This is a genomic window from Rhodocytophaga rosea (genome assembly GCF_010119975.1).
Taxonomy (GTDB): domain Bacteria; phylum Bacteroidota; class Bacteroidia; order Cytophagales; family 172606-1; genus Rhodocytophaga; species Rhodocytophaga rosea.
In genome coordinates, this window is sequence record NZ_CP048222.1 from 8,904,787 (window position 1) to 8,920,595 (window position 15,809).

Annotated in this window: 18 protein-coding genes; 9 read left to right on the plus strand and 9 right to left on the minus strand. The window is 40.5% G+C overall.

The genetic code is table 11. From position 1 onward, the window contains the following. Positions 1 to 426: 426 nt before the first annotated feature. Entirely contained in the window at positions 427 to 825 is a 399-nt protein-coding gene (locus tag GXP67_RS36430) for a hypothetical protein (RefSeq protein WP_162447677.1), read from the plus strand. Positions 826 to 994: 169 nt separating this feature from the next. On the opposite strand, the gene GXP67_RS36435 is transcribed toward GXP67_RS36430, so the two are convergent. Together GXP67_RS36435 and GXP67_RS36440 are read right to left on the minus strand one after the other, a co-directional pair. Then, positions 995 to 1,243, minus strand: coding sequence for a hypothetical protein (locus GXP67_RS36435; protein ID WP_162447678.1), 249 nt, complete (start codon positions 1,241 to 1,243; stop codon positions 995 to 997). A 148-nt stretch (positions 1,244 to 1,391) separates the two neighbouring features. After that, on the minus strand, positions 1,392 to 1,604 hold the full coding sequence (locus GXP67_RS36440; RefSeq protein WP_162447679.1) for a hypothetical protein: 213 nt from the start codon (positions 1,602 to 1,604) through the stop codon (positions 1,392 to 1,394). A gap of 71 nt (positions 1,605 to 1,675) precedes the next feature. Between GXP67_RS36440 and GXP67_RS36445 the strand changes: the two genes are divergently transcribed. Genes GXP67_RS36445 through GXP67_RS36460 form a run of 4 tightly spaced genes read left to right on the plus strand, consistent with a single transcriptional unit; the run spans position 1,676 to position 3,499 of the window. Beyond that, on the plus strand, positions 1,676 to 1,882 hold the full coding sequence (locus GXP67_RS36445; RefSeq protein WP_162447680.1) for a hypothetical protein: 207 nt from the start codon (positions 1,676 to 1,678) through the stop codon (positions 1,880 to 1,882). A 1-nt stretch (position 1,883) separates the two neighbouring features. After that, the gene (locus tag GXP67_RS36450) at positions 1,884 to 2,366 is read left to right on the plus strand and encodes a helix-turn-helix domain-containing protein (RefSeq protein ID WP_197901563.1); all 483 of its coding nucleotides are present in this window, start codon (positions 1,884 to 1,886) and stop codon (positions 2,364 to 2,366) included. A 5-nt stretch (positions 2,367 to 2,371) separates the two neighbouring features. Beyond that, a complete protein-coding gene (locus tag GXP67_RS36455) occupies positions 2,372 to 3,028 on the plus strand; it encodes an IS630 family transposase (RefSeq protein ID WP_162442048.1) in 657 nt (218 codons plus the stop codon). Between the two features lie 45 nt (positions 3,029 to 3,073). Then, positions 3,074 to 3,499, plus strand: coding sequence for a hypothetical protein (locus tag GXP67_RS36460; RefSeq protein ID WP_162447681.1), 426 nt, complete (start codon positions 3,074 to 3,076; stop codon positions 3,497 to 3,499). Between the two features lie 272 nt (positions 3,500 to 3,771). Here GXP67_RS36460 and GXP67_RS36465 read toward each other — a convergent pair whose 3' ends face one another. Further along, a complete protein-coding gene (locus GXP67_RS36465) occupies positions 3,772 to 4,413 on the minus strand; it encodes a carbonic anhydrase (protein ID WP_162447682.1) in 642 nt (213 codons plus the stop codon). 348 nt (positions 4,414 to 4,761) lie between these two features. Between GXP67_RS36465 and GXP67_RS36470 the strand changes: the two genes are divergently transcribed. Further along, complete coding sequence (locus GXP67_RS36470; protein ID WP_232064823.1) at positions 4,762 to 5,361, plus strand: type 1 glutamine amidotransferase family protein; 600 nt, start codon at positions 4,762 to 4,764, stop codon at positions 5,359 to 5,361. A 143-nt stretch (positions 5,362 to 5,504) separates the two neighbouring features. On the opposite strand, the gene GXP67_RS36475 is transcribed toward GXP67_RS36470, so the two are convergent. Continuing rightward, entirely contained in the window at positions 5,505 to 6,326 is an 822-nt protein-coding gene (locus tag GXP67_RS36475; protein ID WP_162447683.1) for an HAD family hydrolase, read from the minus strand. 230 nt (positions 6,327 to 6,556) lie between these two features. Next, the gene (locus tag GXP67_RS36480) at positions 6,557 to 7,324 is read right to left on the minus strand and encodes an IS5 family transposase (RefSeq protein WP_162441358.1); all 768 of its coding nucleotides are present in this window, start codon (positions 7,322 to 7,324) and stop codon (positions 6,557 to 6,559) included. 500 nt (positions 7,325 to 7,824) lie between these two features. On the opposite strand from GXP67_RS36480, the gene GXP67_RS36485 reads away from it, so the two are divergent. Next, positions 7,825 to 8,130, plus strand: coding sequence for a hypothetical protein (locus GXP67_RS36485; protein WP_162447684.1), 306 nt, complete (start codon positions 7,825 to 7,827; stop codon positions 8,128 to 8,130). Between the two features lie 37 nt (positions 8,131 to 8,167). On the opposite strand, the gene GXP67_RS36490 is transcribed toward GXP67_RS36485, so the two are convergent. From GXP67_RS36490 to GXP67_RS36500, 3 genes are read right to left on the minus strand one after another with little or no spacing between them, the layout of a single operon-like run. After that, positions 8,168 to 9,292 (minus strand): adenylate/guanylate cyclase domain-containing protein, encoded by a 1,125-nt coding sequence (locus GXP67_RS36490; RefSeq protein WP_162447685.1) that lies wholly within the window; start codon positions 9,290 to 9,292, stop codon positions 8,168 to 8,170. A 40-nt stretch (positions 9,293 to 9,332) separates the two neighbouring features. After that, positions 9,333 to 10,247, minus strand: coding sequence for a helix-turn-helix domain-containing protein (locus tag GXP67_RS36495; protein WP_162447686.1), 915 nt, complete (start codon positions 10,245 to 10,247; stop codon positions 9,333 to 9,335). 9 nt (positions 10,248 to 10,256) lie between these two features. After that, positions 10,257 to 11,186, minus strand: coding sequence for an alpha/beta hydrolase family protein (locus GXP67_RS36500; protein ID WP_162447687.1), 930 nt, complete (start codon positions 11,184 to 11,186; stop codon positions 10,257 to 10,259). 161 nt (positions 11,187 to 11,347) lie between these two features. Between GXP67_RS36500 and GXP67_RS36505 the strand changes: the two genes are divergently transcribed. Both GXP67_RS36505 and GXP67_RS36510 read left to right on the plus strand, forming a co-directional pair. Further along, positions 11,348 to 11,560 (plus strand): hypothetical protein, encoded by a 213-nt coding sequence (locus GXP67_RS36505; protein WP_162447688.1) that lies wholly within the window; start codon positions 11,348 to 11,350, stop codon positions 11,558 to 11,560. A gap of 307 nt (positions 11,561 to 11,867) precedes the next feature. Continuing rightward, positions 11,868 to 12,005, plus strand: coding sequence for a hypothetical protein (locus GXP67_RS36510; protein ID WP_162447689.1), 138 nt, complete (start codon positions 11,868 to 11,870; stop codon positions 12,003 to 12,005). Positions 12,006 to 12,891: 886 nt separating this feature from the next. Here GXP67_RS36510 and GXP67_RS36515 read toward each other — a convergent pair. After that, the gene (locus GXP67_RS36515; protein ID WP_162447690.1) at positions 12,892 to 15,465 is read right to left on the minus strand and encodes a phosphoenolpyruvate carboxylase; all 2,574 of its coding nucleotides are present in this window, start codon (positions 15,463 to 15,465) and stop codon (positions 12,892 to 12,894) included. Between the last annotated feature and the right edge of the window lie 344 nt (positions 15,466 to 15,809).

The window sequence follows — 15,809 nt, forward strand, 5'->3', positions numbered from 1 at the left end:
CAGCAGATCGTGCCTACTAAGGGAAGCATACCTGCAAGGTAATCGACTAGATAAATGTTTAAGCAGAAAAATAGATGTACAAATATTTGTTATTGCTTTTGAGCCGTATTATGAAAGGCAATTAGAAGTAAATCCATTTCCCCCTTTGGCTTTACTTCTAATGTGTCTAATATATTGGGAGGGCCTGAATCAATGGTATGAACCCCGGGACAGAGCTCCGAACCCTTGTTTCCGAGGCAGAGCCTCGGGGAATTAAACCACTAATGATTAAATAGATAACAGATTCATCAAATTTTTAAATATACATTTGTGTGTATATATGGTTTACTCTTCAAACAAAAACATTGAATGCACGTACAATCAATAAAAGCTGAAGAATACATTCTTCTTTCAACTCTGTTTACGATGCAATCTTTATCATTTACTTTGAAACAAATAAGATATTTCAATCTGCTTACTCTAATTGTGCTGTTGATTAACTCTTCCTGTAAAAAGGATGATGTATCGCGCAATGACTTTACTGGCCGCTACGATCTAACAGAAAATAGTATTACCCAAGGCAGTAGCCGCACCTATGAAATCAATATCAGGCGTTCTTCACAGGGCAATGATCAGGTAATTATTGAGAATTTCTATGGGGCAGGGATTACGGTGAATGCCACATTAAGCAATACGCGTATCACTATTGCTGAACAGGAATCGGGTAATTTTATCCTACAAGGAATTGGTGCCTTAAATGGCTCAGAATTGACCTTAACCTTTGATGTAGAAACTAAAGGGACCTCCATCATTGACTATTGTACAGCTACTGGTACACGAAAGTAAGATTAAGATTCTTCATTAGCCATTGTTTACTGCTATTTAAGCTTATGAAAATTACCTACTAGTCAATTGGTTACTTAAAATGGGTAGTCAAAATAACTCCTCTCTAAAATATCTAGAATCATGTAAGGCTAGTGGTGAACTGTGTTGATAAATAAGGGTGATAAAAGGCTTATCCTTTGTCTTCAAGATAGAATTTGACAGAAATAAATATCTCATTTTTACTGAAGACCCATTTTTGAGGGGTTGCATAGATATACTCAGGATCTAGGGCATTTACCTCTTTCCTGGCTGTATCCATCAACTCTACATACAAATCATTCTGTTTATTTTTAAATTGATTGTAGATCCCTTCCCCATCTATAATGCGAATGATAATTCCTATCCATTGCCGTTCCTGTCTATAGTCGTAGCTATGCATGTGGCAGACAAGCTGTAATTTAACGCTAGCAGAAGTATATTTTTCTTCCATCAATACTCATTTGTATAGGTATAATCTCTTTCTCAAATAAGATAGTCTAATTTTATATATTATTCGTAGCTGACTCAGGCTGGAGAGACGTTTTATTTTAATAGCTTCCAGCTTCATCAATACAATTGCCCTGATCATCATACAAATAAGCTTTCAGCATCGTATCTCCTTTTCTTACACATTCATATTTGGCTTCTGAGAGAGTATCATAATCGGCATATACCCAGCTTTCTCCATCAAAGGTATCAACTTGCACTAACCTGAATTTACCTTCAGGTGCTTGTAGTTCTACACCATTTTTATCTTTCATACTAATTTTTCCTTTAAATGTTCTAAGTATGTTAAAGATTGCAAAATTTGTGTGAATAAATCTGAAGTTATATGGAATTTCTCAGAGTAAACTTTCAATTATTTAAACCGGTATTTATAAGCATGATACTTCTTAGTTTTCTTGTAGGTTGCAAGGACAATAGCTCTATTGACAATAAAGCTATACAAGCAGAGATAGATAAAATTTTAAATATTCAGGAAGAAGCTTATGACCAAAACAGTGTAGTAAGCGACCAACTAGTAGTTCATAAAATATAAGATGTCAGGTAAATTAGGTAATTTGATCAAAAAAGCCATGGTCATTTATCGAATTACCCTCAGTGCTGAAGAAAGAAGGATCTTAAGTAGTTGGATAAATAAAGGCAGCCGAAAGGCCAAAGATATTCAAAAAGCCTATGTGCTGTTAGCCAGCGATGAAACAACAGGCAGGCAAAGTGAGACTGAGTTGGCAGAAACTTATAAATTATCTACCAGAAGTGTGGAGCGTATCCGTAAGTGTTTTTGTGAGCAGGGCATGGGCATGTTTGATAAGAAAACAAGAAAATTAAGAAGCGACAAAAAGATAGATGGGAAGGTAGAAGCGCATCTGCTGGCATTAGTCTGTAGTGAGCCGCCTCAAGGACAGGCAAAATGGAAACTGCAACTGCTGGCAGACAGATTAGTAGAACTCAAGGTGATTGACTCCATTTCCCATACGAGTGTGGCAAGCCTGTTAAAAAAAATGAGCTTAAGCCTTGGCTGAGGCCCATGTGGGTGATCCCCCCTAAACAAAATGCAGGGTTTGTTTATCAAATGGAAAAAGTGATTTCAGTCTATGAAAGGCCATATGATGAAAAGCAGCTGCTGGTCACTTTGGATGAATCACCCAAACAACTTATTGAAAGCAAACACTTCATAGGCAAAGATGGAAAACAGTATCAGGACAGTATCTATACAAGACATGGAGTGCGTGATATCTATATGGTCTTTGAGCCATTAGCCGGTAAACGATATTGTTTTGTGGAGCAAAACCACAACCGTTTCACCTGGGTAAAGATTCTAAGCCGGTTGTTGGATACTACTTACAAAGCATGCGAGAAAATCACTTTAGTAGAGGATAACTTGTCGGCTCACAAACCAAGTGCTTTTTATGAACTTTATCAACCTGAGAAAGCTAAAGCGTATTTAGACAGGATAGAGTTTATCTTTACCCCGGCTCATGGCAGTTGGCTCAATATGGCAGAAATAGAGCTATCAGTGTTACAAAGAGATTGCCTTGACAGGCACATTGCCACAGAGGATGAGTTAATAAAACAGCTAAGCGCCTGGCAGGAGAGCAGAAATAACAAAGCAGTAAAAGCTAATTGGCAGTTCACCAATCAAGATGCCAGGGTTAAACTCAAAAAACTATACCCGACTATTTAATGTTTATAGACTACTAGTAAAGTATATCGCATTTATGATCATACAGTGATAGTAACTGCTCTGCAACAAACTTTTAAAGTCTTCCATACAGACACCATCTATTTTAATAGCCGTTATACAAAAGTATTTGTTAAGAAGGAGAAAGAGTGGAAAATGGCTTTTGTCACGTATGCACCTCTGCCATTACAGTATATAAAACCTCAGAAAAGCAACCCTAATGTGTTTAAAGACTATGCAGGGCTTTACCAGTCAGGTCCATCAACGGCCGATACCATAACTGTAATTGATAGAAAGGTTTATCTGAATGCAGGTACTGACAAGTCTGAGCTAATTCCTATCAACGATTCAACATTTTATGGAGAAGGATACTTCGGAAAAACAGTTTTTATTAGAAATGATCAGGGAAGAGTAACCCATAATTATTTTGAGTTTACAGATGGGCAACGGATTATCTTTCCTAAGATCAAATAAACAGATACATGTGTTGAGCCTAGAAAACCCTCATAAGACTTAAAGGTTGTCAGGCTTCCTGTTTTTCGTAGAGTCTTTAAGGATAAAATCCTTTCGCTGAAAATCGTGAATCTTCAAAAGTAGCGGTAATATAAAAAGGGCGAATTGCATTACTTCTCTATAAATTTACGTATGTGTTTAGCTGCTATCTAGAACAGCTATTAACTTGGTGTCCACTCTTACGAGGGAATTCCATGCTAAAATTGTTTATGTCAAACAAAGGATGAAGAAATCTACACCTCCTGGGTCAGATCATAAATTTCCTGAATGGAAGAAAGTATTGTTGGGAAATCAATATTCAAATCAATGAGTCTGCCTGTAGAAATGTCAAACACCCAACCGTGAATCTCCGGATACTTATTCTTAAGATAGGCTTTTTGAAAGACAGCCATTTTAATTACATTTATACATTGTTCCTGCACATTCAGCTCTACCAGCCGCTTATAGCGTTCCTCCTCATTGGAAATGGCATTCAGTTCATTTTTATGCAACCGGTAAACGTCCCGAATATTACGAAGCCAGGGATTAAGTACACCAAGATCTTTACTTTGCATCGCTGCCTTTACTCCACCGCAATAATAATGGCCACAGACAACGATGTGTTTCACCTGCAGATGTTCTACTGCATAGACAACCACTGATAGGGAACTGTTATCATTGTTAGGAACAAGGTTGGCAATGTTTCGGTGCACAAACATTTGACCCGGCTCGGTTCCGGTTATTTCTTCTGCCGTTACCCGGCTATCACTGCAGCCGATATAGAGAATTTCCGGAGATTGTCCTCTAGAGAGATATTGAAAAAAATCAGCCTGAGTGGCTTTTTTCTCAGCCACCCACTTGCTGTTATTCTCAAATATTTGATTATACAAGTCCATGAATGAAAACTTTAAGTGTTAAATAAAAAAGCACCAGTGAATAAGGGATACGTTTGAAGGGCAAAAATAAATAGTAAAACCCAAAAACTAGCGCTTTTGTTGAAACTACTTAGGTAATCTTTATCAATCCGCCTGATTTTTGCACTTTAATTCTGTCCTAAATTTAGAAGGAGATCCATCTTCAAGATTTTCTTCTACATAAGGTTCCAAAAACAGGGAGTCTGACAACTGCATCTCGAGGAAGTTTAAGTAACTTATAAAAGTTAGATGCAACAAGCAGGAGAACATGTTTATATTGTCCAATCTTGCAATTCTGATAAGAAATTAAATTTTCACTTTTACCAAAAGATGATCAATACTGCTAAAATGTATGCACACAACATCTATGTCTTTCTTTTTGATGGGTTTTCAGACTGGGAGATTGCTTATCTGACACCTGAACTTTACAAAAGCGATAAAGCCAATGTATACACATTCACGGTCGATGGAATGGCTATCACTTCTGGTGGTGGCCTGAAAATCTCTCCGCATGTATCAATCGAACAAATCAATAGTCAGGAGGTTTCCATGCTTGTTCTTCCTGGTGGAACAGTATGGGAGGAAAAAAAACCGACAGGCATCGATCATTTGCTTGAAGAAATTCATGTCAATGGCAAAACCATCGCTGCTATTTGTGGAGCCACTACTTTTATGGCAGAAAAAGGCTACCTGGATGATATAAAGCACACCAGTAATGCCTTGCCATATCTAAAGCAATTTGCACCTGCCTACAAAGGCAGCAGAAATTATGTATCTGATCTGGCAGTAACCGACCGCAATATCATTACGGCCAACGGGGTTGCCCCCATAGAATTTGCCAGGGAGGTTTTCAAAAAAGTTGCCCTCATTAGCGAAGAAGGCATTGAGCAATGGTATCAATTATTTAAAAATGGAGTCTGGTCTGATTGATTGTTGATATGAAAAAATCCATTGATAAACAATCAGTATGGTTAGGAATGTGGTTCTTCTCTTGCCCAAGCAAACAAATTTCAAGAAAGGGGGAGTAAAATTAACTCACCTTGCCATTGCAAAACAAGTTTCTATAGCAAAGATCAATTTATTGTCATCAGCATCTGCTGCAATACTTCTAGCACTCCGTTTTCATCATTACTTTTTGCTCTAAAACGGGCTGCCTTTTTTATGTCAGGATGCGCATTTTCCATCGCATAACTAAAATAGGCCCGTTGCATCATCTCCAAATCATTTAAATAATCGCCAAAGGCCATGGTTTCTTCAATCGAGATGCTATACTTATTTTGTAGCAGGGCAATAGCCCTTCCTTTATCAGCCAGTTTGTGGGATAAGTCTAACCATATCTTGCCTGATACCTTTACTTGCAGCAAGTCTCTCTTTTGCTGAAAATGCCGGTAACTATTTGCTTCCGCTCCGGCTAAGTCACAGATGGCTATTTTTAGAAATTGATCATCTTCTACCTGCATGAGATCTTCTACTAGTTCAAACTCATCATAGTAAAGTTTTACCTTCGAAATAAAATAGGGATGAGAATTTTCAACATATGCTTTTTTCTTGCCACATAGCACAATATAGGTATCAGCAATAGTTCTGGCTTCCACAAGCAACTCTTTTGCGATCGATTGCTCTATAGCTTGTACCAAGATCTCTTCTCCCTGGTCTACTACATAGCTTCCATTTTCAGCAATAAAGATCAAGTCCTTTTTTATGGCCTCGAAACGGTTGGCTAGATTAAAAAACTGCCTGCCACTGGCTACTGCAAACAGGATACCTCTTGCTCGTAGTTTATCAAAAACAGTATAAAAGTCATTACTTAACTGATACGCAGAATTGACCAGGGTACCATCTATATCGGTTACCACTAACTTTATCTTCGACCAATCTTTTAGTATTTCACTCATTAAACATGGGGTTATCTGCTCTAAGGCTAGCAAAGCCTGGTAAGTAGGATGATCAAAGTTAGGGGGCAAATTAGCTAAAACTTTTCATCCAGTCACACATAGAATGAAGAGACAGATTTCTTCTCATTCATTTGAAGTAGTGGGTATCAAGAAAGGGGGTTAATTGAACTTCCGGTTTCTTGATACTACTATGTAAATCTTAATTAATGATTAGAGAATGTTTTGAAATATTATTCGGTTTTTCTTTTGAGCAGAGTATCAATAAAGGCTAATTGTAGCATGGCTTCCGAACTTTCTGTGCTTTTTTCAAAATCACGGCTCAACCTACGCTTAAAATTGAGCCATCCGTAGCTACGTTCCACTACCCAACGGCCCCCTGCCGGGACAAAGCCTTTCACGCTTTCAGGCTTTTGTACAATTTCTACACTCCATCCATATTGTTTTTTCACTTCTTCCACAAAAGTCTCTGTGTAGCCATTATCTGCTTTCAGGGTATGCAGGCGGGCGGACTTGCCCTTCAACTTAGCTGCTAACTCATATCCTGCTGTGGTGTCTGATATATTAGCAGCTGTAATATGCACCGCCCAGGGGATACCTAAACAGTCCACAGGCAGATGTCTTTTTCTGCCATTCACTTTTTTATTGCCATCTATGCCTTTATCCTGACTGGTAAATTGTATAATCTTAACACTTTGGCTATCAATGGCCAACACGCTTGGCAGGGCTTGTCTGCCTGCTTTTTTTCTTTCTCTGCCTGCTAAAAAAGCTAACAACTCTTCAATAATGCCCCGCTTTTTCCACTGCCTGAAATGATAGTAAATGGTTTGCCAGGGTGGGTACTTACTTTCCATATTGCGCCATTGGCTGCCCGTAGTTAGCAGCCAAAGCAGTGCATTGATTATCACCCGTTTTTCATGTTTAATCTTTCTTTGGTTATCAATTATTTCCTTGATAACTTCCCATTCAGGGTCAGTGAGCGCAGAGAATTTTTCTTGCATAAACTTGATGATTAGACACCTCAAGTTTACTCACTGATTCTTTCTTTTACCCTATTTTTATTCTTCCAAAACGTTCTCTTAATCCATTAATTTTTTCTTCCATACAGCTGTACGAAAAATAGGGAGCCTGACACCGGGATTTTCTAGGCGGCCGGGAGAAGCTGCAGGATATGCAGACCAGCTTTGCCGAGAAGGTAAAGCCCCAGGGCCTGGAGCGGGACATCGAAGGCAGCAAAGACGCAGCACCAGGAATTATAATATTTTTACGGGGAGATAAAGCAGTTCAGCCAAGAGCCGAGCTTGAATTTAAAATTCGAGCCGGTGGGCATCGAGGTGCAGGCGCCCGAGAAGGCGCAGTTGGGAATCGGCTACAAGCAGTATCCGGCGCAGTTTGCTATCCAGGAAACGCAACGGATTAACCAGGTACTGCGGTTCTGCGGGACCAGGTGCAGGAGAATGAGAGGAAGGCCAAAGAACGCCTTAAAACACTTCATGAGGCTGTGCAGGCGGGGAAGGTAGCCCAGCAGACGGAATGCGTACTAGAGGGTAAAATATCGGCCTTAAATGAGAAAGTAACAGGTTTGAAGGAAAGCAATGCCCTGGCCGGTAAACTTTTACAGGCCGTAACCCACGGAATCGTAAAACCCCAGGAGCTGAAACAGGCCATTGAGCAGGTACCGGGTGCCGAAGATAAACGACAGGCCAATATCCGGAGCATTCTGCAGGAAGCAGGGATTTCAGTTAAGCAGCCGGATATCAAACAAACCCGGGGACAGCAGCGGGGCATGGGTGGAATCAGTATGTAATTTTCCCCCCTACCGCCCTAACGAACATAGATTTTCGTCAAATCGTCTTTCGAACCGAGCATATGGCGATATTTTCTTTTTTCCCCTTAAGTTGGATGGCACCCAATGTTTCCGTTTCAAATTCATCTTCGGGCACGTTCAGTTTCTGCAGCAGGGGCTCAGATATCAGCAGCGTTTTGCCATAGTCATTACAAACACTTTGGATTCTTGCTGTTGTGTTGATCGTGTCCCCGTGGTAGGCGACCTCGAGTTTGATTTCTCCGATTTCCACAGCGGTGACTTTGCCTGCGTGAATTCCTGCTTTAAATTCTGGTATCCAACCGTACTGTTGCTGATAATATGGTGACCTTGCACGAAGCCGTTTTTCACAAGCAAAGAAAAAACGGATGCAACAAAAATTTCTTAGCCCTTCCCTTGTTTGCCAGGTAAGAACGATTTCGTCGCCCACATACTGGTAGATCTGTGCGTTGTATTGGGCGATGTCCCCATTGATATCACTGAATGCATCCCTGATGAATGCGCTGTACCGCAGGTGCCCCAATTGTTCAGCAATGGAAGTAGATGATTTTAGGTCCATGAAGAGGAAAATTCGCTCTTCTTCCCTTGGAGTTCTGTACCGGCCAAGCAACAAAGGAACTAGCACGCCCGGGCCGTATCTGCGGTTCATCTGGTTGATGAAACTGATCATCAGGGTCATAAAAAAATAATAAATGGCTGAGGCTAGGTAAAAAGAGTTCCAGGCAGCAGCGACAGGCATCCTGGCAGCACTTGAAAATATAATGTTGAAAAAATCATAAAAAACAAAATGAAGCAGCAGCACGATCAACGTCAGGATAAGAAATGAAATGAGGGTTTTTATAAACAGCAGGCTTGCAAAAGATTTCTTTCTAAACAACCCCTTTCTTAGGTAAAAGTCAGCTAAGCCAAGGCTCAGACCATAAAAAATAACCATGAGGAGGGAAACCATCAAGAGGGGCACGAAACTGACCACTGCTTTTATCTGGTAGGTTATGGAAATGGCTTGTGCATGGAAATACATCAGTAACGCAAGAAGGAGGTTCGCGAAAATCCAAAAGGTGATCTGAATCGACAAGAATGTCAACAAGGGAAAACGAGCCGTGATTCGTTGTGCTCGGCTGGTGTAATCAGATTGTGAACTCATTGTTGATGTCAGTAATCATGTTAGAGCACGTTGCTGTGCATTAATTGAAAGAACGCCTGAAATCCACAGGCGACACACTGGTTTTGAGCTTGAAGAGTTTACTAAAGGATTGGGGATGTTCGAATCCTAACTCATAAGCTATTTCGCTGATCGAAGCCTGGCTTGTAGACAATCGTTCCTTTGCTTTTTCGATCAGATGATGATGAATGTGCCCTTGTGCATTTTGCCCTGTGAGTGACCTGAGCATATCACTTAAATAATTGGCGCTGACATTTAACTCGCTGGCAAGATACTGGACAGTTGGGAGACCCTGTTTTTGCAGGACTTCTGAGTTGAAGTAGGCATGCAAAACCTGTTCTACCCTTTGTAATAAAGTACTGCTTACCGCCTTACGGGTAATGAATTGCCGGCTATAAAACCGGTTGGCGTAATTGAGCAGCAATTCAATCTGAGAAATAACAACGTCCTGGCTGAAAGCATCAATTCTGCTTTTCAATTCTTCTTCAATACTTTGAAAAACTGAAATGATGGTGGCTTTTTCGCTTTCAGACAAGTGCAACGCTTCATGGATTGAATAGGAAAAAAAACCATAGTCTTTGATTTTCCTAGAGAGTTCGTAACCCAATAAAAAATCCGGGTGGAAAAGTAAAGTATACCCAGATTGATCACTGAGTGGCGGGTGACCTCCGGTGATTTGATTGGGCGAAACAAAGAACATTCCGCCTTCATCAAAATCGTAGTAATGCTGCCCGTATTTGAACTGCCCCTGGAAGTTCATTTTATAAGAAATCTTGTAGAAGTTCAGAATATGCGGATTGGGTAGTTTTGCCAACGGAATAGCGCCGTCTGCATTGTTTATCAAACTTACCAAGGGGTGCATAGGTGCCGGTATGTCCAGCACCCTATGCAACCTTGATAAAGAATTGATTCTGTGGTTAGACATTTCGTCCTTCATAGTATCTGTTTATAATTTGCTGTCAATTCTACCTTTTGCACTTGCTACCCCGTTCAGCGCTTTCTTTGCTTCTTCCCAACTACCATCTTTCTGATTGAGTGCACTGTGAAGATACGCTAGAATGCTTTCGCAAACAAAGGTTACCCTCTCCGGATTTTCATCACTTGTCTCGCGGGCATCATAGCCTGATATACCGCCAAAAATGTGTTCAGCGCCAAACACTGTGAGCAGGTCCTTGGGACCGTGACTTTGGTAATATGCGTCCGCACGCCAGTTGTCCACATCAGAGAACATGAGGTTTTTATCTTTGTCCCCATTCACAATGAGTGCTGGCAAAGTCATGGTGCTGAAATTGCCGGCCGCCAACACAGGATAGTGCTGTCTGGCGGCTCCGTTAAATCCTTCGGGTCCACCAGACACGCCAATGAGCACCCGGGCCTTTAATCTTGGTTCTGCGGCATTCACGATTTTACCTATTGCCGGGTCAGTTACCTCCATGCCAGCTAGCATGGCTACCGTGTGGCCTCCCATGGAATGGCCAATGGCAGCAACCTTCGTTTTATCGACCCTTCCGCTTAACCCAGGTACTGTGGAAATAATCTGGTCCAAATGATCCAGGATGTATTTCATGTCCGTTGCCCGCGAATTCCAAAACAGGGGAGCTTCGGGAATGGATGGGTCAAGTGTCAGTGTTTTGGAATCTTGGTGTGTCGGTTGAATGACGACAAACCCGTACGAAGCAAAAAAATCAACAAGTGGGCCATAACCTCTGTAGGAAGAGAGAAAGTTGGAGGCGCCATGGCCGTGGGAAAGAAGAATGACGGGCAGGTTATTTCCGCTCGCGGGAGCAGAAACTTTCATTTGGAGGTCTACGTGACGGCCGGGAACTGGTAATATAACCGGACTGAAGCTGATGATGGGAGTTTGTGACTGTTTCATTTTAGTAGCGATTAAATTTTGATATAGGCAAAGGTCATCAACCTTTGCCTACCCGGCGTAGTGAAATCGGGGCATTACGTAGCCAAACTCCGGAAAGGTTTCAATAACTTGGTGGAATGTTATAAGGACAGGTATGGTGCTCTCCTGATCATGTCCAGAATTTGGGAGCGCCATATTCTACGCTTCGACAGCAAGGCAAACATCTGATCACCAAGCTTCGCTCAGATGCAGATCCATATGGTTTATGGCAAGGTGTCGGCCAACCCAAACAGCGAGGAGCGAGGCGTAAATATGCCGGCAAAGTCAACTTTGAGGACTTGGCAAGTTGGTCACATATGGGAGAAGGTACTATATATGCTTACCTGCAACTCTAGGCACAATGGCTATATTCTAAAAAGTATCACCGCAGTCTGTTAGTGGTTTTAGTGCGCAATACCAAAACCAACAAGTATGTCTTACTAGCCTCAACCGATCTCCAACAAGAGCCACAATAAGTAGTGCAATACTATCAACTGCGTTTTCAACTCTAATTTCGTTTTTCGCGATGCTAAGCAGTTCACGGGATTGACCCAATGTCAAGCACGAGAGGAGGCTAAGATGAATTTTCATTTGAACCTCTCTTTGAGTGCCGTCAATATTGCCCGAGTGGCCCTTCAAGAAGACCAATCCTATCTCAACTCTATGAATACCTTCCTACGCAGGCAAACAAACCGGCGAATAGCTGAATTGATTTATCAGCAACTCAGCACTTGTAGCTCAGTAGACTTTAAACACTATAAGCCGCTGGATTTTCAATTCTGGCCTAAAAAAGCCACGTAAACTTTTCTTAAACTGTATACACTATTGCATAATTTAATTCACCGGCCATCGAAAAGGCCTGGTTGTTAAATTCAAGCAGATAAAAAATAATGGGAATAAAGAAGTTTGTCAAGCCCCTGTTTTTCAGACAGAAACTGAGAAAAAAAATGACTCAAATTAAGATTAGCCCCTTTCTTTAGATTTAAAACAAAGGGGTAGTTAAATTAACTTCCCTACTGTTGAAACTGAATTTTGAAAGAATAGAGTTTGATGACTCAACTAGTTGTTTTGTTACTTCGTTATGTTACAAGTGTACTTAGTAGTCTCAATATCTTATGAAATATCTCAATATATTAATCCCTGCAGCTTTAGTCGGGTATCTTATTTATCTTATTTATCAAAATATACAATTGCAGCAAACAGATGATCTTCTGCTACAATCCTTTCTGTTACTTTTTGGTATCGGCATTATTATTTATAGATTCCTTAAGTTACGCAAGACGAATTCTTAATGGAACCTGATTTCATAAGTGAAGGATCTTTTCTTAGATACCTATTCATACATACTATAGTAGACAAGGGTTCTCTCTGAAAGTTGCTACAAGTAAATAATGTAACTACTCCTTATGATGAGCTTAAAAAGGGCTATATTCTAAATCTCTATAAGTAACACCAAAGGATTAGCTATAATAATTGCCCGTTTGTAATTACTTCATAAAAAAAACAGATTCTTTAAGAAGAGGAAAACAGTAAGCGTGATTTGATTAATAAATCTGCTCTCTTTGTACCCTCCATTTTTATGTGGGAACTTCACACTGCCTTCTTAAGGCAAAAACAGAGCAATAGATACGATGCTATTGCTCTGTTTTATTTATTATTGAAGCTGGAAAAGAATTAATATAGATGCTTAGGCAGAATTTCTCTCTGCATTAATAATCCCGAAAGAGCAGCGAATTACGAGGTTTTCATAATTTTTCTTGTTTGGTGTTTCTGCTGATTGCTCTTCCATTTTGCGAATTTTAGTAAGCGCAAATTGTTGTATGGTAAGCAATGGCAGCTCAATGCGTTGACGCATCTGGATAGAAAGTTGTTCTACTGGCTTATCATCCATCAGTTTGGCCGAGCCTGTCAGACGCAGTACATGCTTTTTGGTGCATTCAAACTCATCGAAAATCATATTCCAAACTTTGCCATACTTAGGATGATCGGATAAGAAAGCTGTCAATGGGAAAAAGCATTTACTCATGGCCATTTCACAATTACCTAATAAGGTACGGAAGAAAATAGAGTTTTTATACAACTGCTCAACATCTGCCCATCTACCTGATTTATCCATTTTATCCAACGCCATCCCTACACCATAGTAGCCGGGTAAATTTTGTTTTAACTGGCTCCAGGAACCTACATAGGGTACTGCCCGCAAATCATTCAAATTCAGCTTACCGGCTTTACGTTTGGCTGGCCGGCTGCCAATATTGGTTTCTGCATAATAACGTAATGGGCTGGCATAATTCAGGTAATCCAGAAAATCCGGACGGTTCTTTAATTGATTATACGCCTCATAACTTTCAAAAGCTAGGTCTTGTAAAAGCTGCTCTTCTGCTTGGGTAAGCGTTGTATCTGTTTTATGGAGGGCATTCGTAATACCTGCGTTGAGCAACTGCTCTATATTAAACTGGGCAGAATCTACCGTACCAAAGTTGGAACTGATCGTTTGGCCTTGTATAGTCAATTGTATTTCTTTATTTGCAATATTGCTGCCCATAGATGCATAAAACTGGTGTGTTTTACCACCACCTCTGGCCGGCGGGCCTCCCCTGCCATCAAAGAAGATTACATCCACATCGTATTGCCGGGAAATAGCACTTAGGGTTTCTTTGGTTTTATAAATACTATAATTTGCCATTAAATAGCCACCGTCTTTGGTGCCATCTGAAAATCCCAGCATGATGGTCTGCACATTTCTTCTGCGGGAAAGATGCTGCCGGTAAGCCGGATTTTCATAGAGATTTTTCATTACTTCTCCGGCATGCTGCAGATCATTAATGGTTTCAAACAGCGGCACAATGTCTACGGTTAATTCATCTGGCTTCCATCCGCTAAGTAAGAATAGGCCATATACTTCTAGTACATCCAGGGCGCTGGTACTATGGCTGATAATATACCGGTGGCAACCTTCTTCTCCATTTGTTTGCTGGATATTTTTTATAGCTGCCATAGATTCCAGGGTATCCTGCATTAATTCATCTTCCAATATAGCCGGGTCAGCAGGGGAAGTTACTTTCAGCAGAGCGGCTATTTTCTGTGATTCTGACAAATCTTTATAATTCTTTGGTAGCAAAGAACTTTTTTCGGCAATTGCTTCCATGGCTTGTGCATGAACCGAACTATCCTGCCTTATATCCAGAGAGGCAAAATGCAGCCCAAATAACTCTACTTTTCGCTGCAGATTTTCTACCAGGTTTACAAATAATCCATTATGGGTTTCCTGCAACGTCTGGCGCATTTGTTCCAGCATATTCATAATTTCATCTTTGGAAAGATCTGCTTTATGACCAGGAACAAATAAATTATTGAATAGCTTTTGTTCCAATGTGGCTAATACATTGGCAACTCCCTTAAACGTAAGCCGGCGTTTCAGCTTCCGCACATCTGCATAATAAGATCTGATAATAGCTCCCCGTAGCGCATCTGCCACTTTCAAGGTAGTTTCGGTTTTTACAAAAGGATTACCATCCCGGTCACCTCCAGGCCAGAAACCCATTCGAATGATGGCATGCTTGCCATATATATCGGAAGGGAATTGATTTTTCAGCGAAGTCAATATTTGCCCGGCTGATTGGTAAAAGACATTCTCCAGATACCAGATCAGGCTTACTGCTTCATCATATGGTGTGGGTTTTTCTTTTTTGAAGAAAGGTGTTTTACCCAGTTGCAGCAAATAACTATTTACCTGTGCCGTACTGTCATGGATAATAGCTTTAGATAAATCATTAATAATACCTAGAACTTCGCTAGGATAAAACTGGGTAGGATGTGCCGTTAATACCAACCGGACTGAAAATTCTTTCAGCTTATTTTCCAATATTTGCCTGGTTTTGCTACTAGGTACCTGCGATTGTAAATTTTTTAAAGTTCCCGGACCATTCATATCATGTATATCTCGGAAAGCAGCATCTTCCAGGGCATCGAACAAAACTACCTGCCGCTCAGCATATTGCACAAAGCGGAAAAGTAAATCTGTTTGTTCTTGTTCTGTGCGGTACGGGGTATACTGTTGAATAAAGGTATTGATAATATCCTCTGGGCTCTGTCTTTTATTGTATCCTTCTTCACAGTGCAATAAAAACAAAGAAAGCAAGATGCCAGTTTTTTCTACCCGGTGAAAGGGTAGCGCAGTAAAGAGGCTGTTATATAACTGAAATTTTAGACCTACTTGATGATTGTAAATTTGTAAGAGATTACCAGCAGAACCATCCATAAATTGTAAAATTGTAAAAAAGTTGATTAAGTATGTTGCCTGTCAGCAGGCAAAAGAAATAATATCTGGTTAAACTACGAAAAATTAGTTTGTCCACACATGAATAGAGAAAAAATTAACGATCGCATCATATATAGGTAAATGGTCATTGGTCCATAGCCATAGGTACTTTATATTAAAATGACCAAAAATGGCTATTGACCAATACTGATCTCCTCCCAATGTCAGGCCCCTGTTTTTCGGACAGAAGCCAAGTAGAAAATTCAGGTGTGAATTTCTCCTCCAATGTTGATGAGTTTCTCCAAAGAGGCGGTTAAATTAACTACCCCTTTGGAGAAACTGTA

What these genes read in the sequence shown, in the direction of transcription:
- GXP67_RS36475 (WP_162447683.1), bottom strand. Translation starts at nt 6,326, where the DNA reads ATGAGTGAAATACTAAAAGATTGGTCGAAGATAAAGTTAGTGGTAACC.
- GXP67_RS36435 (WP_162447678.1), bottom strand. Translation starts at nt 1,243, where the DNA reads ATGCATAGCTACGACTATAGACAGGAACGGCAATGGATAGGAATTATC.
- GXP67_RS36450 (WP_197901563.1), top strand. Translation starts at nt 1,884, where the DNA reads ATGTCAGGTAAATTAGGTAATTTGATCAAAAAAGCCATGGTCATTTAT.
- GXP67_RS36455 (WP_162442048.1), top strand. Translation starts at nt 2,372, where the DNA reads ATGTGGGTGATCCCCCCTAAACAAAATGCAGGGTTTGTTTATCAAATG.
- GXP67_RS36480 (WP_162441358.1), bottom strand. Translation starts at nt 7,324, where the DNA reads ATGCAAGAAAAATTCTCTGCGCTCACTGACCCTGAATGGGAAGTTATC.
- GXP67_RS36515 (WP_162447690.1), bottom strand. Translation starts at nt 15,465, where the DNA reads ATGGATGGTTCTGCTGGTAATCTCTTACAAATTTACAATCATCAAGTA.
- GXP67_RS36495 (WP_162447686.1), bottom strand. Translation starts at nt 10,247, where the DNA reads ATGAAGGACGAAATGTCTAACCACAGAATCAATTCTTTATCAAGGTTG.
- GXP67_RS36465 (WP_162447682.1), bottom strand. Translation starts at nt 4,413, where the DNA reads ATGGACTTGTATAATCAAATATTTGAGAATAACAGCAAGTGGGTGGCT.
- GXP67_RS36490 (WP_162447685.1), bottom strand. Translation starts at nt 9,292, where the DNA reads ATGAGTTCACAATCTGATTACACCAGCCGAGCACAACGAATCACGGCT.
- GXP67_RS36500 (WP_162447687.1), bottom strand. Translation starts at nt 11,186, where the DNA reads ATGAAACAGTCACAAACTCCCATCATCAGCTTCAGTCCGGTTATATTA.
- GXP67_RS36510 (WP_162447689.1), top strand. Translation starts at nt 11,868, where the DNA reads ATGAATACCTTCCTACGCAGGCAAACAAACCGGCGAATAGCTGAATTG.
- GXP67_RS36440 (WP_162447679.1), bottom strand. Translation starts at nt 1,604, where the DNA reads ATGAAAGATAAAAATGGTGTAGAACTACAAGCACCTGAAGGTAAATTC.
- GXP67_RS36445 (WP_162447680.1), top strand. Translation starts at nt 1,676, where the DNA reads ATGGAATTTCTCAGAGTAAACTTTCAATTATTTAAACCGGTATTTATA.
- GXP67_RS36470 (WP_232064823.1), top strand. Translation starts at nt 4,762, where the DNA reads ATGATCAATACTGCTAAAATGTATGCACACAACATCTATGTCTTTCTT.